This is a genomic window from Saccharothrix carnea, from assembly GCF_003014735.1.
Taxonomy (GTDB): Bacteria; Actinomycetota; Actinomycetes; order Mycobacteriales; family Pseudonocardiaceae; genus Actinosynnema; species Actinosynnema carneum.
Map to the genome: position 1 here is coordinate 50694 of NZ_PYAX01000009.1, position 26308 is coordinate 77001.

Annotated in this window: 22 protein-coding genes and 1 pseudogene; 8 read left to right on the plus strand and 15 right to left on the minus strand. The window is 66.0% G+C overall.

Translation table 11 applies throughout. From position 1 onward, the window contains the following. Positions 1-174 precede the first annotated feature (174 nt). Both B0I31_RS25835 and B0I31_RS43130 read right to left on the minus strand, forming a co-directional pair. Positions 175-1530 carry a hypothetical protein gene (locus B0I31_RS25835; RefSeq protein ID WP_146173936.1) on the minus strand — a complete coding sequence of 452 codons (1356 nt, stop codon included), beginning with the start codon at positions 1528-1530 and terminating at the stop codon, positions 175-177. 120 nt (positions 1531-1650) lie between these two features. After that, positions 1651-1813 (minus strand): annotated as a pseudogene (locus tag B0I31_RS43130) (N-acetyltransferase family protein); the annotation flags it as partial. A 130-nt stretch (positions 1814-1943) separates the two neighbouring features. Between B0I31_RS43130 and B0I31_RS25845 the strand changes: the two are divergent. Then, positions 1944-2450 carry an integrase core domain-containing protein gene (locus B0I31_RS25845; protein WP_245950402.1) on the plus strand — a complete coding sequence of 169 codons (507 nt, stop codon included), beginning with the start codon at positions 1944-1946 and terminating at the stop codon, positions 2448-2450. A 48-nt stretch (positions 2451-2498) separates the two neighbouring features. Here the strand turns inward: B0I31_RS25845 and B0I31_RS25850 are convergent, their stop codons facing one another. The 3 genes from B0I31_RS25850 to B0I31_RS40800 all read right to left on the minus strand — a co-directional run bounded on the left by B0I31_RS25850 (position 2499) and on the right by B0I31_RS40800 (position 7719). Next, entirely contained in the window at positions 2499-5732 is a 3234-nt protein-coding gene (locus B0I31_RS25850) for an NACHT domain-containing protein (RefSeq protein ID WP_106617998.1), read from the minus strand. Between the two features lie 178 nt (positions 5733-5910). Then, positions 5911-6960, minus strand: coding sequence for an integrase (locus B0I31_RS25855; protein ID WP_245950405.1), 1050 nt, complete (start codon positions 6958-6960; stop codon positions 5911-5913). Between the two features lie 582 nt (positions 6961-7542). Beyond that, complete coding sequence (locus B0I31_RS40800) at positions 7543-7719, minus strand: hypothetical protein (RefSeq protein ID WP_181320378.1); 177 nt, start codon at positions 7717-7719, stop codon at positions 7543-7545. 21 nt (positions 7720-7740) lie between these two features. Between B0I31_RS40800 and B0I31_RS41965 the strand changes: the two genes are divergently transcribed. Further along, complete coding sequence (locus B0I31_RS41965; RefSeq protein WP_245950407.1) at positions 7741-8220, plus strand: helix-turn-helix domain-containing protein; 480 nt, start codon at positions 7741-7743, stop codon at positions 8218-8220. Positions 8221-8229: 9 nt separating this feature from the next. Then, entirely contained in the window at positions 8230-8487 is a 258-nt protein-coding gene (locus tag B0I31_RS41970) for an integrase (protein WP_245950409.1), read from the plus strand. A gap of 167 nt (positions 8488-8654) precedes the next feature. On the opposite strand, the gene B0I31_RS25870 is transcribed toward B0I31_RS41970, so the two are convergent. From B0I31_RS25870 to B0I31_RS41240, 3 genes are read right to left on the minus strand one after another with little or no spacing between them, the layout of a single operon-like run. Continuing rightward, on the minus strand, positions 8655-9860 hold the full coding sequence (locus tag B0I31_RS25870) for a hypothetical protein (protein ID WP_106617999.1): 1206 nt from the start codon (positions 9858-9860) through the stop codon (positions 8655-8657). Then, positions 9857-12769, minus strand: coding sequence for a DEAD/DEAH box helicase (locus B0I31_RS25875; RefSeq protein WP_146173937.1), 2913 nt, complete (start codon positions 12767-12769; stop codon positions 9857-9859). Before B0I31_RS25875 ends, B0I31_RS25870 begins: the two co-directional genes overlap by 4 nt. A 9-nt stretch (positions 12770-12778) precedes the next feature. Next, positions 12779-13207, minus strand: a complete 429-nt coding sequence (locus B0I31_RS41240; protein ID WP_219910800.1) for a protein kinase family protein — start codon at positions 13205-13207, stop codon at positions 12779-12781. A 1790-nt stretch (positions 13208-14997) separates the two neighbouring features. Here B0I31_RS41240 and B0I31_RS25885 point away from each other — a divergent pair. Together B0I31_RS25885 and B0I31_RS25890 are read left to right on the plus strand one after the other, a co-directional pair. Next, positions 14998-15393 (plus strand): DUF6247 family protein, encoded by a 396-nt coding sequence (locus B0I31_RS25885; protein ID WP_106618002.1) that lies wholly within the window; start codon positions 14998-15000, stop codon positions 15391-15393. Positions 15394-15427: 34 nt separating this feature from the next. Continuing rightward, complete coding sequence (locus B0I31_RS25890; protein WP_106618003.1) at positions 15428-15703, plus strand: hypothetical protein; 276 nt, start codon at positions 15428-15430, stop codon at positions 15701-15703. Positions 15704-16032: 329 nt separating this feature from the next. Here the strand turns inward: B0I31_RS25890 and B0I31_RS25895 are convergent, their stop codons facing one another. Then, entirely contained in the window at positions 16033-16836 is an 804-nt protein-coding gene (locus B0I31_RS25895; RefSeq protein ID WP_106618004.1) for a site-specific integrase, read from the minus strand. 18 nt (positions 16837-16854) lie between these two features. Here B0I31_RS25895 and B0I31_RS25900 point away from each other — a divergent pair, with 18 nt between their 5' ends. Continuing rightward, positions 16855-17964, plus strand: coding sequence for an integrase core domain-containing protein (locus B0I31_RS25900; protein WP_245950411.1), 1110 nt, complete (start codon positions 16855-16857; stop codon positions 17962-17964). Positions 17965-18758: 794 nt separating this feature from the next. On the opposite strand, the gene B0I31_RS25910 is transcribed toward B0I31_RS25900, so the two are convergent. The 6 genes from B0I31_RS25910 to B0I31_RS25935 all read right to left on the minus strand — a co-directional run bounded on the left by B0I31_RS25910 (position 18759) and on the right by B0I31_RS25935 (position 24737). Next, on the minus strand, positions 18759-18992 hold the full coding sequence (locus B0I31_RS25910) for an integrase core domain-containing protein (RefSeq protein ID WP_219910817.1): 234 nt from the start codon (positions 18990-18992) through the stop codon (positions 18759-18761). Between the two features lie 379 nt (positions 18993-19371). After that, complete coding sequence (locus B0I31_RS25915; RefSeq protein WP_106618006.1) at positions 19372-21318, minus strand: type I restriction-modification system subunit M; 1947 nt, start codon at positions 21316-21318, stop codon at positions 19372-19374. Between the two features lie 2 nt (positions 21319-21320). Beyond that, complete coding sequence (locus B0I31_RS25920; protein WP_181320379.1) at positions 21321-21917, minus strand: restriction endonuclease subunit S; 597 nt, start codon at positions 21915-21917, stop codon at positions 21321-21323. 69 nt (positions 21918-21986) lie between these two features. Continuing rightward, positions 21987-22199: a hypothetical protein gene (locus tag B0I31_RS40095; protein ID WP_146173939.1), complete on the minus strand. Its 213-nt coding sequence runs from the start codon at positions 22197-22199 to the stop codon at positions 21987-21989. Between the two features lie 270 nt (positions 22200-22469). Then, positions 22470-23540 carry an integrase core domain-containing protein gene (locus B0I31_RS41975; RefSeq protein WP_106618008.1) on the minus strand — a complete coding sequence of 357 codons (1071 nt, stop codon included), beginning with the start codon at positions 23538-23540 and terminating at the stop codon, positions 22470-22472. A 672-nt stretch (positions 23541-24212) separates the two neighbouring features. After that, entirely contained in the window at positions 24213-24737 is a 525-nt protein-coding gene (locus tag B0I31_RS25935) for an AMIN-like domain-containing (lipo)protein (RefSeq protein ID WP_106618009.1), read from the minus strand. A 375-nt stretch (positions 24738-25112) separates the two neighbouring features. On the opposite strand from B0I31_RS25935, the gene B0I31_RS25945 reads away from it, so the two are divergent. Both B0I31_RS25945 and B0I31_RS25950 read left to right on the plus strand, forming a co-directional pair. After that, entirely contained in the window at positions 25113-25688 is a 576-nt protein-coding gene (locus tag B0I31_RS25945) for a DUF5615 family PIN-like protein (protein ID WP_146173940.1), read from the plus strand. Positions 25689-25705: 17 nt separating this feature from the next. Continuing rightward, on the plus strand, positions 25706-25981 hold the full coding sequence (locus B0I31_RS25950) for a DUF3027 domain-containing protein (protein WP_219910801.1): 276 nt from the start codon (positions 25706-25708) through the stop codon (positions 25979-25981). Positions 25982-26308: the final 327 nt, after the last annotated feature.

Sequence of the window (26308 nt, forward strand, 5' to 3'; positions counted from 1 at the left end):
AGTTCGGCGTCCTTGGCCGCCGATGACCGGCTGAGTAGGACGGACCAGCCGACGAACCGGACGATCATGCTCCCACGGTTCATAATGCGCGATCACCGCAGCTCAGCGCCTCAGCGCAGAGTTCTGGAACCCCACACCCCGTTCATGCTGGCAGCGCACTGCGGACGTACCGGATCAATCCTCGTCCTCCGCGGTGTCCGCCTCATCGGCGTCGTCGGGCATGAGCGCGGAGCGGATCGGCTCATCGACGTCGCCCAATTGCTTGACCGGGACGGCGAGCTCACCTTCGTAAACGCGGTGGTGCCCTCGCGCGGTGATCCGCCAGGTGCCGCGCAGCTCGGCGATGTCGGGCCCGTCGACGACCAGGGCGAAGTCACCAGGATCGGTGTCGTGCACGCTCCGGGGGCGCAGCGCGTCCAGCGTCACGGTCAGCGTCGTCGATCCGCCGTTGTGGTACAGGACCCCCATCCCCATGGCCGCCGGCCGGAGCACATCAGGCACCGGGTAGTTGTTGAGCGCGAACGCGGAGGACAACAGCGTGATAGCACCCCACCGGAGGGGTAGGGCAGGCAGCCGGGACGAAAGATCGAGCCCGTCGTCCTCGACCGGGTCGACGGCCCTGACCTCCCCCTCGATGTGGACCTGCACCTCCACGTTCTCCAGGAACGCGTCGCTGCTGTTGCGAATGCGCAGGTGAACGCCACGTCCGGCGTAGCCCGCCAGGTGGTCCAGGACCTCCGGCCAGGCTCGTCGCACCCCTTCCTGCCAGGACTCCACCTCGGCCAGGAACTCCTCCGGCTTGCGGCGGTCGCCGATCGAGAACTGGGCACCCAGGGTGTCGAAACCGGCCAACCGGGTACCGGGACGGGATCTGACACGGGCCGAGGCCTCGCCGAGCCTCTCGCGGTGCGCCTCGATGTAGTCCTCCAGCACCTGCTCGTACCCGTGCGGATGGCGTACCGCGCGGCCGACAACGGCGACGTCCAACTCGGCGGTGACGGTGTGCGCGCGGCTCCGGTCAACCATCGCCCGGATCTCCGCGCCCTTGGCCAACCGGGTCTCGCCGTCGGCGCGGACGAAGATGGCGCCGTCGGTCAGCTTCTCGGGCCCGTCGCTCAGGCAGGTCCAGACGCTGCCCGTGGGCGGGTCAACCACGATGACGATGACGTCCCTGCCCTCGCCAGCGGGAACGCGCTGGAAGTCCCACCGGGGGCCGGGCGTGCCGGTGTAACGAGCGACGAACCGGGCCAGATCCATGGCCTCGAACGGCGCGATGCCGGTGACCGCCCCGGGTGCGACCCCGAGGACCATCAGGGCGTGCCCCTGAAAGTAGCGGGCCGCAGTGTCCGGGTCCCGGTTGGCCGCACCGAGGATGAACTTGACCACCTTCGCCCGACCCGCCGACCCGGTGAGGTCGACATCGGACTTTAGCTCCAGGAAGTGCCGCTCGACCCGGTCGTCGGTCCTGCTCAGATCGTCGATCAGCGACGTCCACTCCATCTGCCCGCGCGGCAGCACCGAGAAGTCCATGACCATCCATCCCGAACACAGTGCGGAGAAACACCCGAATCTACCCTCCGACACCGACAACTCGGCCCAGCGTGCCGGAGCACCGGATCGACGATTCCGCTGTACGCGGTGACAAGCGGCTCAACAAGCGCAGCCGTCGGCAGCCGACATGGACTGCGCACGGCGTTCGAGCAGTACGGTGTCGAGCCAGACGCCGTGGTGGTGGGCGATGCGCTCGCGGACGCCGACGGTGCGGAAAGCCAGCGGAGTGGTGCAGGCCAATGCCGGCGCGGTTCTCCGGGAAGGACGCCGAGATCGACCCGGCCCCCAAGCGCACCTCGACGACCTGGTCGACCTTCCTCCGCTCGTAGGCCGAGGCGCTCCTGGCCTGCGACTTCTTCGAGACCACCACCCTGAGCGGCACCCGCCTGTACGTGCTCGCGGTGATCGAGCACGCCAGCCGCCAGATCCGGGTCCTCGGCGCCACCGCACACCCGACCGCCTCCTGGGTCACCCAAGCCGCCAAGAACCTCGTCATGGATCTTGAGGAGGCGAGTAATTCCGCGCGATTCCTGATCCGCGACCGGGATGGAAAGTTCCCCACCCTGTTCGACGCCGTCCTCGCCGACGCCGGTGTCCAGGTCCTCCTCACTGGTGTCCGGATACCGCGCATGAACGCGATCATGGAACGCTGGATCCACAGCTGCCGCCACGAACTCCTCGACCGCACCCTCATCTGGAACCAACAGCACCTACTCCACGCACTACGCGAGTACGAGCAGTTCTACAACAACCACCGACCTCACCAAGGCATCGTCAACGCCCGACCACTACACCCACTGCCACCACCAGCCACCGACCAAACAGTCATCACCCACCTCGACATCCGCAGACGGCAACGGCTGGGCGGCATCCTCAACGAGTACTACCACGCCGCCTGACCAGCACGGATGACATTTCGGCAGGCACAGCGTGGGATGCCGGGTCCGTCACGCCAGAGCGATCTCGATGCCATTTACCACCATGCGCCCCACGGTGCGGCGGTTCCGCAGCGCGGGGGTGAGGGGCTCGACGAGCGGCTTATTCCGCCACAAGATTACGCATTGCCCTCCGTGCTCGTCCTCGTACTCATCAATGTCCTCGTTTCCGTAGCGTTGGAAGATTCCCAGCTGAAGTTCCACATGGGCAGGTAGTCTTCGAGTTGTTTCGGCCAAGCCGGTGAGCAGTGGAGGGTATGGATACTTCGTAGTCCCGCCTTCGCGTATGTCTTCCCGAAGCGGGTCGTCCGGTACTAGTATGCGGAGCCTGCGCAAGCTTGGCATGCTCTGGATGATTTCCACTTCCTCCGCAGTCGGCCAGCCGACCATATGGAGTTCGGTCATCCCGGTCCAAGCGTTGAACGTCGACAGCCGTGTGCGATGCCAGGAGTTGGCCGAGTAGTAGGCGACTAGGAGTTTCTCCGGTGCCGACTCGTAGATGCCGAAAAGATGTGGGGAATCACCCAGCTTGAGGTGATGCAGCGAATCGGGAAGGGCAATCGTGGACCCGGCTGCGACGGTCGTTGTTCCGAGCGTCAATTCTTCGAGGTCGGGGAGCGAGCTTAGTACGTCGGGCGGGTTTAACGTGATTCCGTTGAGGAGCAGTTGGTGTACGGGCAGGCCTTCGATGACTTGCAGACTCTGCCTGAAGGAAACACCGTACATCTGGAGATTGCGCAATTTGTGCAAGTGGGCGAAGGTGTCGGGCCCGTCAATCTCGACATTGACCAGAGTGAGGGATTGGAGGTTCGAGTGTCGACCGAGTGAATTTGTGACTTTTGGTGTTTCGGCAATATCGGTCGAGACTTCGAGGTGTTGCAGGTGCTTCGTATGTTCCAGTGCTTCGAGTTGCTTGTCCGAGTTGACTGCGACAGTGACGTCGGTCAAGATCATGGAGTCCAAAACGGTCCGCACGTAGTCGACGGGATCGCAATCCGGCCAATTTTCGGCGAGTCGCATCCGGATGTCGCGAGAGGGTAGGGCCGCGAACCGGGACAGGATAGGGAGTGCTTCCGGCCCGCCGATACCCTGCACGACATTGAGCAATTGATGTACAGCATTCGGCGCTGCCGCTTCGAGGTCCGGTATGAGGTCGAGCACCAGGCTGCCGACGCGGATTAATTCCTGGGTTTGATCGTCGTTGACTGGTGGGATCATGCGGATGGTCTTCTCGGTGACCAGTGAGATAGTCTCCGGAGAAAGGTAGGACGCAGTGTTGAGACAGGCGGCGGCCAGCAGATGCAGCTTGTAGCGCAGCCTCGTGTCGCGGTCACCGCGCTCGATCAGCCCGGTCACCACCTGCTCGCACTCGCGCCGGTTGGCGTGGGCCACGACGAGGGGAACCACTTCGCGCCACTGGTCGCGCTCGGCGTTCTGCACCAGAAAGTCGAGATCGCCGTAGTCCAGCACGGCTTGGGCGGCTAGGTACTCCTGGAACGTGCGGTGCAGGAAGTCCGACCGCTCGGCCGTCACAGTCTGGAGTACTCCCGACCGGAGGACCAGGTACTTCGCCAAGTCCGCCGACGACGCCGTCAAATGCGGCATGCCGCGACGCTCGTGATTGATCCGGCTTGCTACCTCAGCCTGCGTCACGTCGAGACGGTCGTTGCGGATCATCCAGTAAGCCAGGTGCGCGAGTAGTGCCTCCTGATCACGTCGCGAGATGTCGTCGATGTAGGTCGGCACCTGGCGTTGGCGGTCGCGTTCGGACAGTAACATTTCGAGCGCCGCGCGGTACAACTCCACGCGGTCGCGGGGCAGTTCGCGGAGCCGATCGACGTGCAGGGCGCAGATCAGTGCGCATAGCAGCGGGTTGGTGGCGAGTTTGCGCAAGTCACGTCGTCTGCCGAAGGTCTTCTCCAGATCGGTCTGGAGGCGCACGATTTCAGTCGCGTCCTGCTCCGATCCGGAAAGCACTCGCATCGTGTTGTGCCAGTGGCGGATGAAGTCGCGGATGTCGGCCATGTCCATCGGCAGGATACGGAAGCTCTTGAATCCCGCTTCGCTGAGCCAGCCAGCCGCCGCTGCGGGGGGTCGGGACGTGACCACAAAGTGATTGCCTTCGAACTGGGAGGTCATGCCATCCAGCCACTCGCGGGCAGCTTCGCGCTGGCCCTCAGGCAGTTCATCGACACCGTCGACCAGCACGAGTCCACGCCTCTCCAGCAGCACCGATCGCACCCATCCCTCCGGAACATCTAATTCCTCAGAGATCTGCGCGGCGAACGCTGAGGTGTGGGGCAGCGGTTTGCCGGCGAAGTTCCGCAGGCGGACAAAGAACGGGACTTTTCCGGCCAGTTCGGGCACCTGGACCGAACCGCTGGCAGTGACAGTGGCGACCCATTGGAGCAGTGTGGTCTTGCCCGAGCCCGCCTCACCGCGGATCAGCAGGCGCCGATTAGTGCCAAGGATCTGGGGCAGCCGCGCCTTGCCGGTGCGCGACGTTCCAAGTTCACTACCGAGGTCGACTGGTTTGCTGTTCTCCGCCGCACCGCTAAGGCTGATGTACGCCGTGGTCAGTGGGTATGAATTCGAGATGCGGCCGAGGCGAACTCCGAACAGGCGGAGACTGCGCAGCTTGCCCTCTACTGCGGCGCGGTACTGCCGCTCGAATTCGAGGTACCGCTGCTCGGGAGCCATCACCAGCCTGTTTTCCAGAAGCGCACCGGTGCGCCGGACGAGCTCGACGTCGACCCGGGCTGAGAAGTTAGGACGCGACGTGAAGAATTCGATGAGCTGGGCGGAGCAGGCAAGCAGGACCGACACGTACGCGACGATTGCGTCGCCGACAAGCTCCGTGGCCCGCACCCGGTCGGGGTCCCTCGCGACGAGCCGCTCCACCAGTTGCTCCGGTTCGAGGTTCGCTGCCAGAACGAAGTCCAGATCCAGTGGGGCGCTGTGCGCGAGGGTCTCCTGGGCGGCACCCACTGCGGCGTTCCAGTCGGCAGGCGACACGCTGCTGAGTTCCGTGCGCCGGAACTCAGCGAGCTGATCGACCACTTTGGAAGTGAACTCCTCAATACGCTCGTGTTCGAGCCGTGTCAGGGTTGGCACTCCTGGGAGACGCAGCGGTGGGTCCAGACGGACCGGTTCGGATACCATTTCGGCGCCCTTGAGCCGCTGAACCGCCTTGATCAACTGACCAATGACGGGTGCGGCAGGTCGTAAGAGGTCTCTGGCGTCCATTCGTGCCCCCTGCGGTTGTCACGTCCCCTCCCAAGAGGGGGCGCGACACTAACACGCCAGAGCTGTCAGTCAGCCGTCGTTCGGACGGGTAGTACTGAGGTTGTGCTTGCCGAAAGTGTCGTCCGTGCTGGTCAGGCGCATGGTGGTACTCGTTGAGGATGCCGCCCAGTCGTTGCCGTTAGCGGATGTCGAGTCGGGTGAGGGCCGCTTGGGCGGTGACGGCTGGTGGCAGCGTGCGCAGTGGGCGGGCGTTGGCGATGCCTTGATGGGCCGGTGGGTGTTGTAGTACTTCTCGTACTCGCGCAGGGCGCGGAGTAGTTGCGGTCGGTTCCAAATGAGGGTGCGGTCGAGCAGTTCGCGTCGGCAGCTGCGGATCCAGCGTTCCATGATCGCCGTTCATGCGCGGTATCCGGACGCCGCTGAGAACGACCTCGATGCCTGAATCGGCGAGGACGGCGTCGAACAGGGCGGGGAACTTCCCGTCACGGTCTCGGATCAGGAATCGTGCGGTGCTGCCTGTGTCTTCGATGTCCATGACGAGGTTCCTGGCGGTTTGAGTGACCCAGGACGTGGTCGGGTGTGCGGTGGCGCCCAGGACTCTGATTCGGCGGCTGGTGTGCTCGATGACCGCGAGTATGTACAGGCGGGTGCCGGTCAACGTATGGGTCTCGAAGAAGTCGCATGCCAGTAGCGCGTCGGCCTGTGAGCGGAGGAAGGTCGACCAGGTCGTCGTGGTGCGCTGGGGCGCCGGGTCGATCCCGGTGTCCTTGAGGATCTGCCAGACGGTGGAGGCTGCGACCTTGATGCCGAGTACGAGGAGTTCGCCGTGGATGCGGCGGTAGCCCCATGTTGGGTTCTCCCGTGCCAGGCGCAGTACCAGGAGCCGGATCGAGCGGACGGTCCGTGGACGACCGGGCCGCTCGGGACGGGATCTGATCGCGTGGCGGCGTTTCATGAAGTCCTGGTGCCACCGAAGCACTGTCTCCGGACGCACCAGCAGTCGGAGCCGACGAAGCGTATCGACCGGAAGTCGGTGCAGCAGTGCCGCGAGAAACGCCCGGTCGTCGGGGGAGAACCGTGGACGGGCGTCACCGAGTTGGCGTTCCAGGACGGTGATCTGATGGCGTAGTGCCAGGATCTCCGTGTCCTTGTCCCGGTCGCTCATGGGCAGCAGGCGCAGCAGCGCGAAGGCGTTGGTCACACCGAGGTAGGCCAGTCGGAGCAGCACAGCCGCTCATCATGCCGTGCTGGACGATGTCACGGCGGACGGCAACCGTGCCGCGAGCACTTCGTGGTCTTGAGCTTCGCGCATCTTCTACCTGCATGGATGGGGTTGTCGTGCACGGCAGGTCCCACTTGCGGGCCATGAGTCTGCGGTGCCAGGCGAGCAGGGTGCCCGGTGTCACGAGGAATACCTTCTGCCACCGCTGACGATCCACCAGTCCGGACAGGGCGGCGAACCAGAACCGGTCCGCGGGCTCATAGCGGACAGGACCCGTCACCTGCCGGCGCAGGACCGCGTTCTCGTGCCGCAGCACGAGCAGCTCGGCGTCCTTCGCCGCCCCACTCCGAAGGAGCACCGACGGGACGGACAGCAACTTCCGGGTCACCTTATACAGCAGGGACACGATCACCCGGACATGGTCCCAACGCGGCTACACCCCGCTCTACCAGCCGCGATGACTTTTCGAGCGGCACACGGCCAGAAGCGCGGCCGCGACCGCGGCAGCGCTCGCAATCAACCACTTGGCCGCTTCACGAATGCGCTCCCCGCCCTTCTCGAACGCGTCAAGGGCAGGGCTCGGGGTAGTCACGGCCGGTCCTCGTCCAGCGGCATCGTGTCGTTGAGCGGCGGCAGGTTCCGCGGCTTGAACGGGATCCGCTGCGGTGGCCGCCGACGCTTTTTCGCGACCGCACCCCGCTCCGGATCGTTCGACGCTTCAGCGCCGTAGTACCTCAGTACGGCGTCGAGGACGGTCTTCGGCATCAGCCCGGCGACAGACTCCTGGTGCTGCGCCTGGCACGAGAGAATCCCACCTGGGACTACTGCCGCATCCACGGCGAACTCCTCGTACTCGGCATCAAGATCGCCGCCTCCACCGTCTGGCAGATCCTCAAAGACGCCGGAATAGACCCTGCACCCGAACGCACCACGACGACCTGGTCGGCCTTCCTGCGCTCGCAGGCCGAGGCGCTACTGGCCTGCGACTTCTTCGAGACCTCCACGTTGAGCGGCACCCGCCAGTACGTGCTCGCGGTCATCGAGCACACCAGCCGCCGAATCAGAGTCCTCGGCGCCACCACGCACCCCACCGCATCCTGGGTCACCCAAGCCGCCAGGAACCTCGTCATGGACCTCGAAGACACAGGCAGCACCGCACGATTCCTGATCCGAGACCGTGACGGGAAGTTCCCCGCCCTGTTCGACGCCGTCCTCGCGATTCAGGCATCGAGGTCGTTCTCAGCGGCGTCCGGATACCGCGCATGAACGGCGATCATGGAACGCTGGATCCGCAGCTGCCGACGCGAACTCCTCGACCGCACCCTCATCTGGAACCAACAGCACCTACTCCACGCACTACGCGAGTACGAGCACTTCTACAACACCCACCGACCCCGCCAAGGCATCGACAACACCCGACCACTACGCGCCCTACCACCACCCACCACCGACCAAGCAGCCCTCACCCACCTCGACATCCGCCAACGGCAACGACTGGGCGGCATCCTCAACGAGTACCACCACGCCGCCTGACCAGCACGGACGGGATTTTCGGCAGGCACACCGCTGACGCACCTCGGCCGAGTGCCGTGACGTTCCTGCCATGACTCCATCCTCCACAATCAATGGAGTCCCCATCAAAGCCGGGGCGGTTCAGTAACGAGTTCGTCGGACCGCATCCATCAGTCAAGGCGTGAGTCTCAAGAGGCGTGCGCCAGCTCGTCCAGCTGCGTCACGAGCACCGTTTCACCTGACTGAATGGCGAGCGCGCGCAGCGTGCCCACATCGACCTCGCCCAAGTCGAGCTGGCGGGCGATCTGCTCGATCCGGGGCCAAGCCCGCCCAGTTTCGAGCCGCGAGCGAGCGCCGAGTAGTGAACGCGCTCGGCTGAGCATAGCTTTTTGCCGCAACCTCACGTCGTCGCACCACGGCTGGAAGAAGCTGTCGCCGCGCACCACAAACGACCCGAGCTGGTACAGCGGCAGCCCGCCGTCCGCGCCGAAGCTGCGGCCGGGCAGCACGACGCGCAGCAAGCCGTTGGGCAGTCGGACCAGGTGGTGTCCGGTGAGTTCGTACTGGTCGACCCACTTCCGCGCCCACTTCTCCTCGTGCTCCGGGTCTGCAGCGCGCTGCTCGTGCTCCAAGATGTCGGTGATGTCGGGAGTCGCCTCGATGAGCGCGCCCAAATCAGAGTCGGCCTCACCGGCAGCCTGGGTGTAGGCCAAGTAGCGCGCTCGGCCGGTCCGTGACAGCCCACGCACGACGATCAGCGGCAGGTACGCCAGTTCCGGCGGGCCAAGTGGACGTGGGTTGTCGATCCGCTCGGGCAAGTTGAACCTGGCCCGCTCCGGGTTGCCCGACAGGGCCGGCAGCGCCGCCAGGTCGAAGCTCCACCGCGTGAACAGGCGCTGGAAACGTTTCCCGGTCGGCAGCTCGTCCGGTGACAGCAGGGTGACCTTGCGGGGGTCGTAGCAGACCTTCGTCAGGGGACGGCTCGCGAAGCCGTCGAAGTACAGTACGCGACGGTCCTCGTTGGCGACCTCGTACCGCCTCCCGTCCCGCACGGATCTCAGGCCCACCTCCGTCAGCCACCAGCGGCCGTTGGCCGTCCCTAAGTGGCCGATCGCCTCCAGCGCCCGCAACGCCCGATCCACCAGCACCGGGTCAAGGGAGAAGAACGCCGCCAGTTCGGCCGTGGTGGTCAGTCCCGCCTCGGCGATGCCGCGCGACAGGTGGCGGTCGATGAGGTCGTAGTCCTCGGCGACGATCACCGTCGCCTGCACGGTCACCTTCCACACCGGCAGGAGCAGCGAGTGGAGGCGCGTCGGGACGACCTCGTGCTCGAACGCGGCGTCCTCCAACGCCCGCAGTTCGGGGTAGGGGAACAACTTCGCCCTGCTGCTCATCGCCCACCGATCCGGTCGAGGACTTCCGCGTACTGTCTGATCTCGCCTGCCGTCGCCACGTGGTCGCGCAGTGCCCGGGCCAAGTCACGGAATCCGGTGTCCCTCGCCATCGTCAGCGTGTCCAGGTCTCCGACCAGTACGAGCTGCTCCTTGGCCCGGGTGAACGCGACGTTGGCGCGCCGCAGTTCACGCAGGAAACCCACGTTGCCGTCCGGGTTGCTGCGGGTGAAGCCGTAGAGGATCACTTGACGCTCGCCGCCCTGGAACGAGTCGACCGAACCTACGTTCAGCCGCACCTGGGCCTCCTTGCCGATCAGCTCCACAATCGCGGCGGTGACTGCCTTGACCTGCGCGCTGTAGGGCACGATCACCGCCCACTCGCGGCCCGTCGCGTCGTAGTGCGCCGCCAACCGCGACAGCAGCAGCGTCTCGGCCGGGTTGTGATAGCCGTTCTGCCGGTGCTCCCGCTGACGGGCCGGTCGTTCACGCCGCTGCTGCGCGGACAGCCGCGCGGTATCGACGAACACCAGCGGGCTGCCGAACAGGGGGTCGTCGTGCACGCGCGTGCCGGCGGTGCGCAACCTGCCGCCGTAGAAGACCTGCGAGCTGAACTCGGCGATGACCGCGGGCATCCGCCGCTGCCACGTCAGTGGCACGACGTTCGCCTGTGGCAGGCGGTCCACCAGGTGTTCCAGCGCGCTCTGCGCGAGCAGGGTCCTGATGCGCGGGTCGCCCACGTCCCGGCCCCAGGCGTCGACCTCGGAGTCGAGGAACGGCGGCAGCTGCTGCTGGTCCCCGACCAGCACCGCCCGCCGTGCCCGCACCAGAGGCACCAGCAGGTCGGCGGTGCCGATCTGCCCGGCCTCGTCGACGATCACCAGGTCGAAGTCCACGTCCGACAGCTCCGGGCGGGACGCCGTGCCGATCGTGGTGGCCGCCACGACGTGGGCGTAGCGGATCAGCTCGGGGTGCAGTTGTGTCGTGGCTCCGGAGACCTCCCGGTGCCAATCCTCGAGCAGGCGCGCACGAGCGTGGAGCAGCGGCAGCCGCGCTCGCAGCCACGACACGAGGGCCGTCAGGTCATACCGGACCGCCACCGGGTCCGGGGTGTCGCGAACCACGGGCGGTGGTTCGGAGCCGCTGACTGCCGCACGCGACGCGTGAGCGGCAAGGAACGCGGACTCCCGCGCCTTCTCCGCCTGTTCCCACCGCTGCGCCAGCACCGAGACTGCGTGGCGCACTGCGGGCGCGTGCTCGGTGACAGCCTTCAAGTGCTGCCGGGCGTGCCGCAGTTCCTCGGCATGGCTATGCCGGGCCGCGTCGAGTTGTTGGGCCTGCGACCAGAGCGCGGCACCCCGCCACCGGGCCCACCAGCCGAGCAGCGGGATCCGGCTGAGTCGCGTGGTGCGTTCGCCCGCGCGGTGCACGCGTGCCGACCGCAGGTCGAGATCGGCCAGCACCGCCTCCACCCCGTCCACCCGGGCCTGGGCGGGACCTCCGGCGGCGCGCCGGGCCGCCGCGACACCGGCGTGCGCCTCGTCCACGTCGGCGTACAAGGCCAGCAGAGCATCCACCCGGTCGGCCAGCTCGTCGCTCCACTTCTGTGCGATCTCCAGGTCGGCGAACTCGCGCAGCCCGCGGTCGACGCCCGCGAGCACCTGACCACGCAACTGCCGGGACTGCTCGTCCAGCAGGTAGGGCCGGCCTTCCTCGGTGACTGTGCCGGCGTTGCCGACCCGCACCACCACGAGGTCCGGTGACAGCCTGGGCAGGATGTTGTCCACGGCCCGGTTGGAGTGCGAGGTGACCAGCACCCGCTGCGGCGGCCGCGTCCACCCGTCCCCACGTCCCGCCGCATGTGCGACCTGGCTGATCACCCGCGTCTTGCCGGTGCCCGGCGGACCGAGCACCAGCATCAGGTCCTCGACGGCCAAGGCCCGGCGGAACGCTCGGAGCTGGTCCGGGTCGAGGTCTTCGGTCGGGGTGTCCGGCGCCTCGCCGAGCGGCCGGGTGCGCGCGTCGACCAAGGCGGTCAGCAAGTGTGGGTTGCGCGTCCGCCGGTCGCGCAGGGCAGTGATCGCCTCCCGCTGCTTCTTGAACACCACCGTGCTCGTGGTGGTCTCCAACTCGCCGGTCTTCGGCAGCAACTCCCAGTCCACGGCCTCGTCGAACCGGACGGTCGCCACCCAGCCGTCCAGCCGCACCACTTGACCGCGGTGCTCGTCGTAGCCCTTCACCTGGACGAACGCGCCCTCCTCCGGCACGGCGGTCTCGCCGATCGTGAAGCCGTACACGGCGTGCGTGCCCTGCCGCCGTTCACCGACCGGTGCGACGTCGCGGTAGGGATAGGGCCGCTCGCCGTTCGAGGCCGCCACGGCGACCCGCTCGCCCGCGTCAACGACCTGTTCGACGGTGTCGAGGAACGCGGTGTGATGGGACGGAAGGGCGGGTGCGGGCGACGCGTCGGCCTGCGACCGCACGAGCCATTCCCACTGCTGCTCGATCTGCGGCCAGAACGAGTGCGTGCCCTCGCCCAGTTCGCGCAGGCTGTCCACGTGCCGCCACCCGATCGTGCGCAATGACAGGAAGTGCCGGGCGATCCGGTGGTGGTCCCTGATCCGGAGCGGGTCGACCCACTTGACCTTGTACCCGCGTCCGGAGTGGGTTGGTTCCAGCCGGACCGACCAGGCCGTGCCGTAGACCAGCAGCGTGCGTCTGCCGTTGGACCGGTTGGGCTCGTCCACCGTCGCGGGCACGCCGCCGCGGGAGGCCGACAGTTCGGCCGCCACCTGTGCGACGCTCTGCGGCAGCCGGGGGTGGTTGCGCGTCTTCTCCCGCAGCCGGTGGTCGTCCTCGGCGGACGCGACGAGGTGGATCACCCCGTTGAGGGGCAACTGGACGGAATGCACCGTGCTCCTTCAGCGGATGGGGTGTGCGGGGCCGCGCAACCGCGCCCCGAGCACTGCGGCGTTCGGACGCTTCGAGGGATCCGCGACCAGGGCCGCGTCGATGGCCTCGGCGAGATCGGTGGGAATGTCGGACTCCCAGCGCCGGATAGGCAACGGGGCATGAGGGCTCGGGTGCCGACCGGTGAGCAGGTGGTGCGCGATAGCTCCGACCTGGTACACGTCCGTCCAAGGTCCCGCCGCAGCGCGCGCGAGTTGTTCAGGCGCCGGGTACTCGGGCGCTGCTGGATCGATTCGGGCGAGGTCCCTCAGCTGCAGCGTGCCGTCGTCGAGCATCAGCAGCCCGGCCGGGGTAAGCCCACCGTGCACGACGCGGTGGGCGTGCAGCGCGGCGAGCGTCGTGCACAGTCCTGCTAGCGCTCGGCGCGCTCTCGCCAGCACACCCGGGTCCCGCAGCGCTCCGCCGGGCAGCAAGACGTCCAGCGGGTCACAGGGCCGGTGAGACCGGGTTTCCGGCCACCCGGTCACGAGAGTGGTCGTACCGCCCGGGCCCTCGACAAATTGGAGCACCGTAGGCAGTCCAGGAACCCCACCCGACAGTCGGCGTAGGAGGTCGTGTTCCGCAGCTAATGCCTGCCGTACCTGCCGGGTGAGCGGTGTGGCAACTCGCACATCGATCCGGCGCAACCAGCCGAACCCGTTTCGGGGCACCAGTCGCAAGCACCGCGCTTGCCGGACGACCGCGCCACCGTCACCTGTCGACCGAGCACTTGCTGGTTGCTCGTGCACGAGGTAGGTGACGTCGCCGACCTCGACTTCGGGTCCCAACCCGGACTGCTGGTGGCCGGTCCGGTCCGGTGTCAGGAAATCGGGCGACGAGACAACTTGGTGGTAATGCACACCACCGTAGATGTTTCCGGCCTGGACCAAGGAACCGCTGACGGGACCGTGCACCGCGTTGTGAGTGCCGCTCATCCCCGAAGGGGTTGGCATCTGTTCTTCCACTCCACCGCTCACGGCCGTTCGGACTGTCGATCGAGAACGACAGAGTAGCTGCAACCAGCTGGACGTAATCCGCAAATTTGCGGCCCAAGCCACTGTCAGGCCCGTCACAAACAGACCGGCGACTAGTGAATACCTCTCGCTTTTTTTGCGCCGAGGGTGTGAAACGAACCATGTACCATACCTCCGGTTCCGATGCCTTGATCAAATGCCAAAAGATGACGCACGAAGTGGGCGACCGATGTTGACGTTCGAGTTCTGCACCATCGAATGGATGTGGACCAATCACTCTATTCGCATCACTCAACCTGGAGGCCGAGAAGATTTTGTTACAGGCAGTTTTCCCGAGGTGGCGAACGTCTTGACTACGATGGGCGCCAATGGTTGGGATATAGCTACTTGCGTGGCTCAAGGCAACTGGATCTTCTGGACCATGCGACGCCTCCTCTAGCTGCGTAGGGCAGGGCGTCGGCCATCGAATGTCTACCTGGTTCCGCACTCCTCGGCGTCCGTTTACGTGCTTGGTCAGGCAGAGGGTCTTTGGTGCGCAGACAGGGGAACTCCTGGTAGATCGGACGGTGTCCATGTCCGGTTCCATCAGGAGTTCCGCTGTTATTGAATCAAAAGTGATTGGTTGCTTGTAGGTTGACGTGGGACACGATCACCCGGACATGCTCCCGACGCGCCGACAACCGTCCATCGGCGACGGTGACTTTCGAGCGGCACAAGGCCGGGGTCCAATTGCCGGATATCGTCTGCCGTGGCACCCGACGCGGGGAGCGGAACGGCCACGGTCAGACCCACCGACATGGCCGCCACGGCCGCCGCGCTCGGCGTTCCGGAACTCGCGCTCGAACGTGTGCACGGCGGCCGTGGCGGTCTGCGGAGGAACCCGAACGACTTGTCCACCGCCCGGATCGACGCGTACGTGGTACTTGTCGAAGAGGCGGATGGCGCTGCGCTTGCCGAAATGCCATCCATGCGGGTCAGATGCTTGTCATGCAGTTCGGCCTCTCGGTGTGCAGTCGGCATCCCGCAGTCGCGCCTGATGGGGATCGCCGTCGCGCCTCAGTCGAGTGTGCGGCCTGGAGGACGACTTGCTGTGACGCGGTCCGGCGCACCGGCACCGCGGTTGGCGTGTTCGCCCGCGAGGACCTTCGGTGTACAGAACTTGGGTTGCGGTGGTGTCCCGACGTCCGGTGACGGCGGTTGGGGCTACTATCCGGTGTGTGAGCTCTCCGGCTGCCCGTTCGTCCGAGCCTGACCGGCCTGTTGGTCGGGCGGCGGACGCGGATGGTCTGGAGTCGGCACCCGAGTGGGTGGGCGATGGCAGGGCGGCTGAGTTGTTCGGTTCGCCGGAGTTGATCCGTGCCGGGTTGCTGCCGGAGCATGCCGGCGAGTTCGATGCGGCTTTCGATGCCGCGTTGAGCGCGGCCCGGCGGACTCTGCGTCTGGACCAGTTGCGGTCGACGTTGCAGGTGTGGCGGCGGGTCGCGCTGTTGACCCGCGATGATCCGGATGCGGCTCGTCGGTTGGTGGATACCACGGTCGAGGTCCGTCGTGCGGGTGCCTCCCGGCCGGACAGTGTGTCGTGGGACGTGTTGCGGGCGGAGTTGGGTCTGTAGTCGCCGATGGTTCGGGCGGCGGTCGACGACGATCATGGCGTACACCCTCGACATCGATCCTGACGCGCAGGAGCAGATCCGCGCGCTTCCGCCCGAGGCGCTTGTCGCGCTGGGTGAGGCGTTCGAAGTCTTGACCCTGGTGCCCGAGCGGGGCAGTCCGCTGAATCCGGACAATCCTGATGGCGGACTGTTCCACCTCACGTTCGGCCAGGGGCACGGATTGATCACCTATATGCTCTTGACTTCCCAAGATCGGGTGGACGTGCTGCTGGTGACGTGGGTGTCGTTCGACAGCGACCACGGCTCCTAATCCGATTGGCGGTTCGGGGTCTTGAGCAGCATGTAGGAGCAGGCAGTGGGAGCAAAATGGGAGCCGTCGGACGCGCTCAACAGCGTCGAACCGCATTCAACGGCACCCAATAGCAACATTCTTCCTGCGGTAATTCTATTTCCACTGGTGGAGACGTTGTTCTGGCTTCATTCACACCGAAGAGGTCACTGGTTCGATCCCAGTATCGCCCACAGTGTGTTTTACCTGGTCAATGGCCTGCAGACGATCACTGTCTGCGGGTCATTGATCGTTTCGGGGAGCAGTTGGGGAGCAAACGATCTTGACCACAACCGTATTTTCGAAGGTGGTCATGGGTTCTTGCTCCCCGTTTGCTCCCAGCGGCGCTGCAACCCGGCGAGCATCGTGTCGATCATCGGCTGGGTGACGTGGGAGTAGACGCCCATGACGCCGTGGAACTTGTGGCCGATGCGCTTGTGCTGGAGGACTTCGGGGACGCCGTCCTCGATGAGCCAGGTCTTGTGGGTGTGGCGCAGGTCGTGGAAGTGCATCTCGGTGTTGATCCGCGGTCGGCCGGTGTCGCCACGCAGGTCGGGTAGCCAGACGCGGCGGCGGAAGTTGGAGCGTCGGTGGAAGCCGCCGTCGGTTCCGGTGAACACGAACCGGGCGTGGGGGTGGCGGTCGTGGTGCTCGTCGAGCAGGTCGGCCAGGAACTCGGGTAGGTGCACGGTGCGGACGCTGGCGGGGGTCTTGGGCGGTCCAAGGGTGAGTTTGCCGCCGACCTCGTGCAGGGCGCCGTCTTTGCCGTCGACGCGGATCTCCCGGTTGGCCGTGTCGACCCGTGCCCATTGCAGCCCGGTGAGTTCACCCCAGCGCAGGCCGGTGTAGGCGGCGGTGACGATCAGGGCGGCGTTGTCGGGGGACACGCGGGCTGCCAGGCCGGCGATCTGGGCGGCGGTGGCGTGGGGCCGTTCGGGTTGGTCGCCGGTGGCGAGGCGGAGTTTGCGGCAGGGGTTGGCGCCGATCAGGCCTTCGTCGACCGCTTCGCCGAGGATCCGTGACAGCAGGTTGACCACGTCGGTGACGCTGCGCTCGCCCAACGACCGCCGTAGTTGCTTGGCCCAGATCTTGACCTGTGCCGCTCGAAAAGTCATCGCCGCTGGTAGATAGGTGTGTCACTGCGTTGGGACCATGTCTGGGTGATCGTGTCTCTGCTGTACAAGGTGACCCGGAGATTGTTATCTGTCCCGTCGGTGCTGCTGCGCGGCGGGGCGGCGAAGGACGCCGAGCTGCTCGTCCTGCGACACGAGAACGCGGTCCTGCGCCGGCAACTGACGGGTCCGGTCCGCTACGAACCTGCGGATTGGTTCTGGTTCGCCACCCTGTCCGGACTGGTAAATCGCTGCCGTTGGCGGGAGGTTTTTCCGGTCACGCCGGGAACACTGCTCGCCTGGCACCGCAAACTCATAGCCCGCAAGTGGGACTACAGCGCGTGGCGACGTACCGGGCGCCCACCGACCCGAGCGACGGTCAAGACTCTCGTGCTGCGGCTCGCCAGGGAGAACCCGCGATGGGGGCACCGTCGGATACAGGGCGAACTGGCCCGGCTCGGCCATCGCATTGCCCACTCGACGGTCTGGCGGATCCTGCGCGACGCGGGCATCGACCCGGCACCCCGCCGTTGCGGCCCCACCTGGCGGCAGTTCCTCACCGCCCAGGCCCAAGGCGTCATCGCGGCGGACTTCCTCCACCTCGACACCGTGCTCGGCAGGCGCCTGTACGCACTGGCGTTCCTCGAACACGGCACCCGACGCCTGCACATCACCGGGGTCACCGGCCACCCGACACAGGCATGGACCACCCAGCAGGCCAGGAACCTCGCCGCCGACCTCGGACACCGGACGGAGTCCCTACGCTTCCTGCTCCGCGACCGCGACGGCAAGTACAGCCAGACGTTCGACACCGTCTTCCAGGCCGACGACCTGCACGTGATCAAGAGCGCGCCGCAGGCGCCCCGGATGAACGCCCACTGCGAACGGGTCATCGGCACCATCCGACGCGAACTCCTCGACCACATCCTGATCATGGGCGAAGCCCACGCACGACAAGTCCTCAAAACCTACGAAGACCACTACAACCGACACCGACCCCACCAAGCCCGCGACCAACTACCACCCGAAGCCCGGCAGCACCCTGCCGCAGTACACGACCTCAACACCCACAGACCGCTCCGCACCCGCATCCTCGGCGGACTCGTCAACGAGTACAGACACGCCGCCTGACCAGCAGCGATGACTTTTCGAGCGGCACAGGGAGAGCCCCGGCAGGTGCTCCCGTGGTCCGGCCTCTCGCGTGAGGGAAACCTCGGGCAGGGATCGTCCGGCGCGCAACGCGCCTGGCCGCTTACGCGGCATTGGCCTTTCGGTAGCTGATCACGAACTCATGATGCCGGCTCCCGGCCGTCGATCCCCGTCGGGGACGCCCGCGCCTCCCGTGGGCGCAACCAGTCCCGCTAGGTCACCGGCGAATCCGGACGGAGACACGCACCCTCGTCGTTCCACTCACTCCTTGCCCCTGTCCGCCGTGACCGCGCTCCCAGGCCGTCCTCGGCGGCGAACACCGCGGCACCATCTTGTGTGATCCTGCTCTGCCACCTTCGCTGAGCACCCGCCACGTGCACCGCCACTTCACCTGCGGAACCGCCAGGTCAGCGGTGAAGCGACATCGGCGATCCGGGGCGCGCCTGACTGACCTGAGATCCGGGCACCTCCGCACCCCGGTCCGGCGGCACCCAGGCCTCATCGGGCCGGGGGCGCGTGCCGGGCGACCGGGAGCCTCGCCGCGCCCTGACCGCCGCTCGGGTTGGTGGGTGTCCGGTGTGTCGACGGGCGGAGTAGTCCCACTTACGGGCTATGAGTTTGCGGTGCTAGGCGAGCAGAGTACCCAGGGTGACTGGAAGTCCTTCACCATCTCGCTGCGGAGCAGCATCGACGGCACGGACAGCAGCTTCCGGGTGACCTTGTACAGCAGGGACACGATCACCCGGACATGCTCTCAAGACGGTGAAGCCCTCGCCCTACCAGCGACGATGACTTTTCGAGCGGCACAGGGTGTCTGGGTCGTGTACCGGGGGAGGGTTTTGTTGAGTCTCGGGCGGTAGTTGGTCGCGGGCTTGGTGGGGGCGGTGTCGGTTGTAGTGGTCTTCGTAGGTCTTGAGGACCTGTCGTGCGTGGGTCTCTCCCGTGATGAGGATGTGGTCGAGGAGTTCGCGTCGGATGGTGCCGATGACCCGTTCGCAGTGGGCGTTCATCCGGGGTGCCTGGCCAAAGCCATCCACGTCCTCCAGAACTACGAGACCGCCGCAGGATGAAAAAGGCTCAGTGGACGTGGAAGACTTGGCAGTGGCTGCGCAGAGTCGAATCTCGGGCACGACTCGAACCTGAACGCGTCGTGATCATGGGTCTGCCCCGCGTAGTTGGTGGTGCCGGTTCGTGTCGATGGATGTGAACCGGTGTGCGCAGACCGGCTTGGCCGGTGGCTGGCAGATGGTGCAAGCCAGCGGCCGCCAGCTGGGAATCCGACCCTGACGCCTGTCGTGGGCCCTGGTCGCCCGGATGGGACACTGCTGCCCAAGGGTGCGGGTCAGCCCTGGGTTCAATACTGCAGTGGGTGGATGGCCTGGAGAGCGCTCATCCACCGAGTGGCCACTGGTAACCCAGCTCATCCAGTCGCACGGCCAGGCGCTTGGACAGGTCCTCTCGTTGGCGCTCTAGGTCTGCTAGCGATGTCTTGTACTGGTCGCCCCACGCCCGGTACACGTCGATCAGCTGTTTTTGCTGCTGAGTCACCAGCTTTTTGGCCTGTGCGGAGAGGTCCGCTCCGATCCTGTCGATGGTGGCCGCGCGCATGCCCGGAGTGAGCGCGCTAGGGCTGTCGACGGGTCTGCGCAGCTGGTTGAGATCGTCTTGGTTGGTCACCCACCAGTCCACAAAGAGGCCGGTTACCTGTTCATCGTTCAGGATCATCGAGGCTTCTAGGGCATGGTGGAACTTCTCGGCGAAGTACTCGCGCGCCGCAGCGGGTGGCCGGTCGGTGAGAACATCCTGCTGCTGCCGGAATTCCTGGAACCAGCCCTCCAAGGCTGTTAGGAACGCGGCCACGCTCGGCGCGGCCAGCCCTGGGATCATCTCGGCGACGGTCTCGTACCCGTACCGGGGGAACGCGAGGTGGCCGGACCGGCCGGGCACGAACAGGTCGGCCAATTCGATGCCGAACGCAGCGAACTGATCTACCTGCGCGTCGACTGCGTCGAACGGTATCCCGCCCTCGACCAGGGCGCGGATGCTCAGATTCGCGCGAGCCAGAGGTCGCGGATAGATGTAATCGCCGACGTTGAGGGTGAATTCCTTTGCCGTGATCTCCTCGATCGACACCAACCGTGAAAAATGGGGGATCTCCCTGCGCTCGTGGAAAGCGGTCGCGATCCTTTCCACATGGCGGGGCGCCAGGTGGGTTCGCGACCGCGTCACGTCGACCTCGTGTTCGGCGTTGATGAACAACACGTCGCGCTCGCTGGCACGGGCCGCGCCTTCACTGCGGAGCACAAGCACGCTGGCCGGGACTGACGTCCCGTGGAACACGTTGCGCCCGATCGCGATCGCGGCGGCGATCCTGCCGTCCTCGACCATTCCGCGGCGGATTCGTCCCTCGGTTCCACTCCGGAACAACACGCCGTTCGGGACGACCATGACCCCCACGCCGTCGGGAGTCAGCGAGGCCAGGACGTGTTGGACGAACATCAGGTCCGCCAACCGACTCAGGCCGTACCGCGTTTGCTGCGGGAAGCTCAGTTCCTCCTGCCCGTACCGCATTCCGAAAGGAGGATTGGTCAGCACCCGGTCGAAATCCTTCAGGCCCCCAGCATTGCTGAGATGGCGCGGATTGGCGATCGCGTCGCCGAGCAGCACGGACGCGTTGGTGATCCCATGCAGCATCAGGTTGAGCCGCGCAATTGTGCACGCCTGCTCATTCGCCTCCTGCCCGAAGAGGCGAAGCGCGCCGCGTCGGCCAGTGCGCTCCGCGACGTAGGTATCGGCTGCGGTGAGCAGACCGCCGGTCCCGGCACACGGGTCGTAGACCGAATGGCCGGGCTGCGGATCTGCCAGTCGGACCAGCAGCTGGCTCACCGAGCGCGGCGTGCCGAATTCACCGCGCCTGCTCTCGTCCGTGAACGTGGCGAGGACTTGCTCGTAGAGTCGGCCCGTCACGTCGTCAGACCCGGGATCCTCGCCTCCTGGCGGGATCTCGTCGAGGATGGCGATTAACTGCCGGACCTCACCGTCGCTCAGCCGCTTATTGCGGACCACGTGCCGGAACGAGTCGTCGAAAACGTCAGGGTTGCTGATCGCCAACGCGGTAACAGCTTTGTCCAGGGCGTCGCGTGGTGAGCTGTCCGCAGCTGCGATCAACCGATCCCAGCGCGCTTCGTGCGGGACCGTCAACGCGTTGAGATGATCGGACGCCCACTTGAGGACGAGCGTGGTCGAGATGACACGCATGTACTCCGCGATGTCCATCTTGCCCCGGAGAACGTCGGCCGCCTTGAAGATCCTCTGTGCGAGGTCCGCCGTGCGCATGCCTACTCCTCGTCCAGGAAGTCGTCGAGCAGTGCGAGCTTGAGGATGTCGAGACGGTCTGCGGTTTCCCGGTGGACGAGCGCGAGTTCGTCGATGTCAGCGATGATCTCGACAAGCTCGCGCTGCCGATCCAGTGGGGGGAGCACCACCGGGAGGTTGCCCAAGATCTTTGCGTTGAGCGATTGGACGGTGCCCGGGAGTGCGCGCCTGAGCATTTCCTCCTGCACCGCGGACGAGGAAAGGTACAGGCACAGATACTCGGGGAGGACCAGGTGACCGAGACTGCGCACCCGCGCGCACGAAGAGTTGTAGAGCCACCCTTCCAACTGCGGCTCGATCAGCGCCAACCTGCCGAGCGACCCCTGGCGGACGAGCACTATGTCACCCTGCCGAAGGGTGAACCGGTCCAGCCGCGCCACTTCGTTGTACGGCAATCTGCGGAGTTTCCGGGTGTCCACGTGGTGCTGGTCGGTGATGTCAGAGGGGGTCACCACGGGCACGCCGTCGGGCTCGTCGCCGAGTTTGTCCAGCAGCGAGCCGGATGGCCCGGGCGTGATCTCCGCCAGTTCTCCGAGCGTGACGCGCTCGCCCTCAGTCACGACCACCACCTGCCTCCCTAGACCCGCACCGCGGGGGCGTGGCGATCACCGCCACGCCCCCCCGATCGATCACGCGTTGCCCGGTCCGTTCCGACGGCCGGCCTTGACGATCTCGGTCACCGCCGCGGTCGCCACCGCCGTGGCGAGCGCACCCAACACCGCTTCGCCGTACCCGGCTGCGAAGCCGAGTACGAAGACCACGACGACGATCACTCCCCACCAGACGGCGCACCTGCCGCGCCAGGGCCAGTACCATGAGCTGTTGAAGCGGGCAATCCTCATGTTGTCTGCCTTCTTCCTGCTCGCCTTGAGCGAAGCGGGTCGGGCCGCATCGCCCCGCGCGGACGCCAATCTCCACGGGGCGGTGCGGTGTCTCACGAGACTCTCGAGCTGAGTACACCGTAGCACGAACTTCTGCGAAGGGGCCTTCGCAACAGTTCGTGGCGGCGGCGGTCTGACTCGGGCCAGCGGCTCCAACTCACGTTGGGCCACGCTGATCACGCTTGTGACCTTGTGGGGTGTCAAAAGTCGGCCACAGGGCCTGACCTGTGGTTAGGCGGCTGCGTGTTCGTACTCGTTGATCAGGCCGCCGAGGACTGGTCGGCGGCGTATCGAGGTGAAGCCTGGCTCTGCGATCGGGTGGTCTGGTTGTGGTGGTGCGAGTCGCAGGGCTTGGTGGGGTCTGCGGTGGTTGTAGTGGTTCGCGTAGCGCTGCAGCACTGTCCGCAGGTGGCGTTCGTTGAGGATGAGCAGTCGGTCGGTGGCTTCTCGTCGGACGGTGCCGACGAACCGTTCGGCGTGGGCGTTGGCTCGCGGACACCGTGGTGGGATCTTCACGACCTGGATGCCTGTGCCGGAGAAGAGCGCGTCGAACGAGGCGGTGAACTGACCGGCCCGGTCTCGGACGAGGAACCGGAAGCCGTCTGCCCGGTCGCCGAGGTCCATCAGCAGGTTGCGGGCTTGTTGGGTCGTCCATGCCCCGTCTGGGTTGGTGGTGGTGCCGAGGATGTGGACGTAGCGGGTGGCGACTTCCATCACGAAGAAGACGTATACGCGTTTGAGGGTGACGGCGCAGGCGACGTGGAAGAAATCGCAGGCCAACATGCTCGTGACCTGGGTGCGGAGGAACCGCCGCCAGGAGGTGTCGGTGTCGCGCCGGGGAGCGGGTGGGATCCGCAGGCGCTTGAGCACGCGCCGTACGGTCGAGTCGGCCACCCGGTGGCCGAGCTTGAGCAGTTCGCCCTGGATCCGGCGGTAACCCCAGCCTGTGTTCTCCCGCGCCATGCGCTCGATCAACGCCACGGTGGTGTCGTCGATCGGCGGGCGCCCTGTCCGGTTGGGGTAGGTCCACTTCTTCGCGACCAGGTATCGGTGCCAGCGCAGGATGGTTCCCGGTGTCACCAACCGGTGCTCGCGCAGCCGTCGGGGGAGTCGGCGAACCAGCGCGGCGAGCACAGCACGATCGGCCCACTCCAACCGCGGACGGGGGTTGCTCCGGCGCAACACGGCGACCTCCTGCCGCAGCACCAACAACTCCACGTCCTTGGCCGCGGAGGATCGGCCGAGCAGAACCAACCAGCCACCGAGCCGGACGAAGATCAGGTACAGCAGTCGTAACGCCACACCTCACGATCATGCCCTGGAGGTCCAGCGTGCGCGATCGTCGCAGCTCACCATGCCAGTGCAGAGTTCTGACACCCCACAGGCTGGTTCCCGGTGTCACCAACCGGTGTTCGCGCAGCCGATGGGGGAGTCGGCGAACAAGCGCGGCGAGCACAGCGCGGTCGGCCCACTCCAACCGCGGGCGGGGGTTGGTCCGGCGCAGCACGGCGACCTCGTGCCGCAGTACCAGCAGTTCGACGTCCTTGGCCGCGGACGACCGGCTGAGCAGGACCAGCCAGTTACCGACCCGAACGGACATCAGGTACAGCAGTCATAACGCCACACCGCACGATCATGCCCTGAAGGCCCAGTGTGCGTGGTCGTCGCCGCTCAGCATCCCAGTGCAAAGTTCTGACGCCCCACAGGGGGTAGCAGGCGCAGTAGCGCGAAGGCGTTGGTCACGCCCAGGTAGCCCAGTCGGAGCAGCAGGGTCGGTCATCATGCCGCGTCAGCCGAGGGCGCTGCAGATCTGCGGCCGCCCCCAGGAGCGCCTCGACTCCTCATGTTACGCACGGCTACAACCTGCATGGATGGAGTTTTCGTCAGGCGCAACCCCACACGCCTCATATACCGGCGACGATACGAGGCGTGTGGGGTGGAGCCACCCGTCGAGGTGGGCGGCTCCACCGCGGCTCACCACTGGTGCGCGACGTCCACGACGATGTGGTTGGACAGCGTGAACACCCGGAACGGCAACCGTGCGCGAACGCCCAGCCCGAGATCGGTGGTGCCCTCCCACGACCCGGCCCAGGCGACCTGCCGGAACGTCTGGTACCCGGTCACGTCCACGACCTCCTGCGGGTTGGCCGGTTGGTAGGTCGGTTCGAAGTTCTCGTCGTAGGACGGCGTATAGGTCATCACGAACAGCTTCGCCCCACCGCGCAGCGGAACAGGCGTGCCCGATCCCACGTAGGTGACCTCATCGGTGTAGGTCACGTAGTACCCGCCGCCACCGGGAAGGTCGGTGTCGATCACCAACCGGTCGAAGCACTCGTGCCGCCCGGACCGGATGTCGGTCACGGAACCACCGGAACCGTTGAACACCGTTTTCGGCCCCGACCCCCAATCGACCGACGTGCACGTACCGGCACCGGCGTTCGACACCGCCAACGACATCGCCGCAAGCACGACGGCGACCACCAAAGCGATCTTGCGCATGATCCTCCCCCTTCACCGCGAGCCTCCCCGCCCGCTGAAGACAAGACGCGCAGGAGACTCCGAGGTTGTTCGACGGCCCCCTTTCGGGATGCCGCCACCCATCCACCTGCGGGGGCAGTGCTGCAGCGCTACGCGACCCCCTACAACCACCGCCGGCCCCACCAAGCCCTACAAGTCGCACCACCGCGACCGGACTACCCGATCGCAGAGCCGGACCGCGTGTCGACACGCCGCCAACCAGACCTCGGCGGCCTGATCAACGAGTAGGAACTCACAGCAGCCTAACCGCAGTTCAGACCATATGGCCGACTTTTGACACCTCACACGTCACCGATCTGCCCGACCGGCGACAACGGTCAGGTCAACCCCAACGCGTTGGCGATCCAAGTGGCACAAGCCTGCCAGGAGGTGCACACCTGCCGCACGCGCGAGGACCTGGACGCGGCACTCGACATCCTGTTCGACCAGCACCTGAACAAGGCACGCGAGGGCTTCGACAGCATCCTGGAGATCGCGAGCGTCCTCGGTGCGCTCACCGGCGGTCTGGCGGCGCGAGCCGCTGTAGGCGGGGTCGCGGGGGTTGGCGGTACCACCGCGTCGGCCACCTCGGGCATGCGAGCAGGCGCTGCCGACGCACTACGCCAGCTGATCGCCAAAAAGGCCGGCTTCTCAGGGAAGGGGCAGAGGCTGATTGTGGACGAGAACATGTCCCCCTCAATCGCCGGATTCCTCCGAGACCACGGCTATGATGCGCGCAGCGTGTCCGAAATGGGACTCAGGGGCACCAAGGACGACAAGTTGATGCAGTTGGCCGAGCAGTTGGGCGCCAAGGTGGTGACCCGAGACAGGGGAAGGCAGATGGACGGTGGTTTCGGCACGCTTGCGATCCAGATCGATCGACGGGTGAGCTCACCCGAAGAGATCCTGCGCATCATCACATCGGCCAAGTGATGGATGAATTCGATCACGTGACCCGCAGTGAAGCGGAACTCGACTCCATCCACGACCGGTGGATCCGCGACCGCAACCGAGGGCGGGACGACCAGGAGGACCAGGAGTCCTGGGTCGATGAACAGTGCGGTGGTTGCCGGTTCTGGATCCCGCTGGCGGGCCGGGTGGGCAACGACTACGGCGCTTGCTCGAACGCCCGGTCGCCGTTCGACGGACGTGTGCGGTTCGAACACGACGGCTGTGACGTGTTCGTCGATGCGGGTCGATGGGTGACTCCCGAAGACATCGCCTGAACAGGCTCGACCGAAGTCAGCTGAGGGGCTGTGCCGTGAGGCACGGCCCCTCAGCGCGTGCCGGGCACCGCCTTCTCTCTCCGAATTGAGATCGGTGTCGTCGTCGAGCATCTCCACACAGAGTTCGCGAAGTTCCACTGCGAGCTCCACAAGTGGGATGGCCGTCAACACCAGATTCCCTACGTGGGACCGCTGGTCGAGAGACCTGATCATCACCATACAGAAACCGCACGTTCAGGCGAGGCTGGGCTCCCGCCCATTGGCGGAGTGGCTCAGCATCCGACCGATCCGGCAACAGTTGTCCGCACTGTCACGGTGATCACGGGC

What these genes read in the sequence shown, in the direction of transcription:
- B0I31_RS41970 (WP_245950409.1), top strand. Translation starts at nt 8,230, where the DNA reads ATGGAACGCTGGATCCGCAGCTGCCGACGCGAACTCCTCGACCGCACC.
- B0I31_RS25835 (WP_146173936.1), bottom strand. Translation starts at nt 1,530, where the DNA reads ATGGACTTCTCGGTGCTGCCGCGCGGGCAGATGGAGTGGACGTCGCTG.
- B0I31_RS25935 (WP_106618009.1), bottom strand. Translation starts at nt 24,737, where the DNA reads ATGCGCAAGATCGCTTTGGTGGTCGCCGTCGTGCTTGCGGCGATGTCG.
- B0I31_RS25915 (WP_106618006.1), bottom strand. Translation starts at nt 21,318, where the DNA reads ATGCGCACGGCGGACCTCGCACAGAGGATCTTCAAGGCGGCCGACGTT.
- B0I31_RS25870 (WP_106617999.1), bottom strand. Translation starts at nt 9,860, where the DNA reads ATGAGCAGCAGGGCGAAGTTGTTCCCCTACCCCGAACTGCGGGCGTTG.
- B0I31_RS25910 (WP_219910817.1), bottom strand. Translation starts at nt 18,992, where the DNA reads ATGAACGCCCACTGCGAACGGGTCATCGGCACCATCCGACGCGAACTC.
- B0I31_RS25890 (WP_106618003.1), top strand. Translation starts at nt 15,428, where the DNA reads ATGGCGTACACCCTCGACATCGATCCTGACGCGCAGGAGCAGATCCGC.
- B0I31_RS25850 (WP_106617998.1), bottom strand. Translation starts at nt 5,732, where the DNA reads ATGGACGCCAGAGACCTCTTACGACCTGCCGCACCCGTCATTGGTCAG.
- B0I31_RS40800 (WP_181320378.1), bottom strand. Translation starts at nt 7,719, where the DNA reads ATGCCGAAGACCGTCCTCGACGCCGTACTGAGGTACTACGGCGCTGAA.
- B0I31_RS25895 (WP_106618004.1), bottom strand. Translation starts at nt 16,836, where the DNA reads ATGACTTTTCGAGCGGCACAGGTCAAGATCTGGGCCAAGCAACTACGG.
- B0I31_RS40095 (WP_146173939.1), bottom strand. Translation starts at nt 22,199, where the DNA reads ATGAGGATTGCCCGCTTCAACAGCTCATGGTACTGGCCCTGGCGCGGC.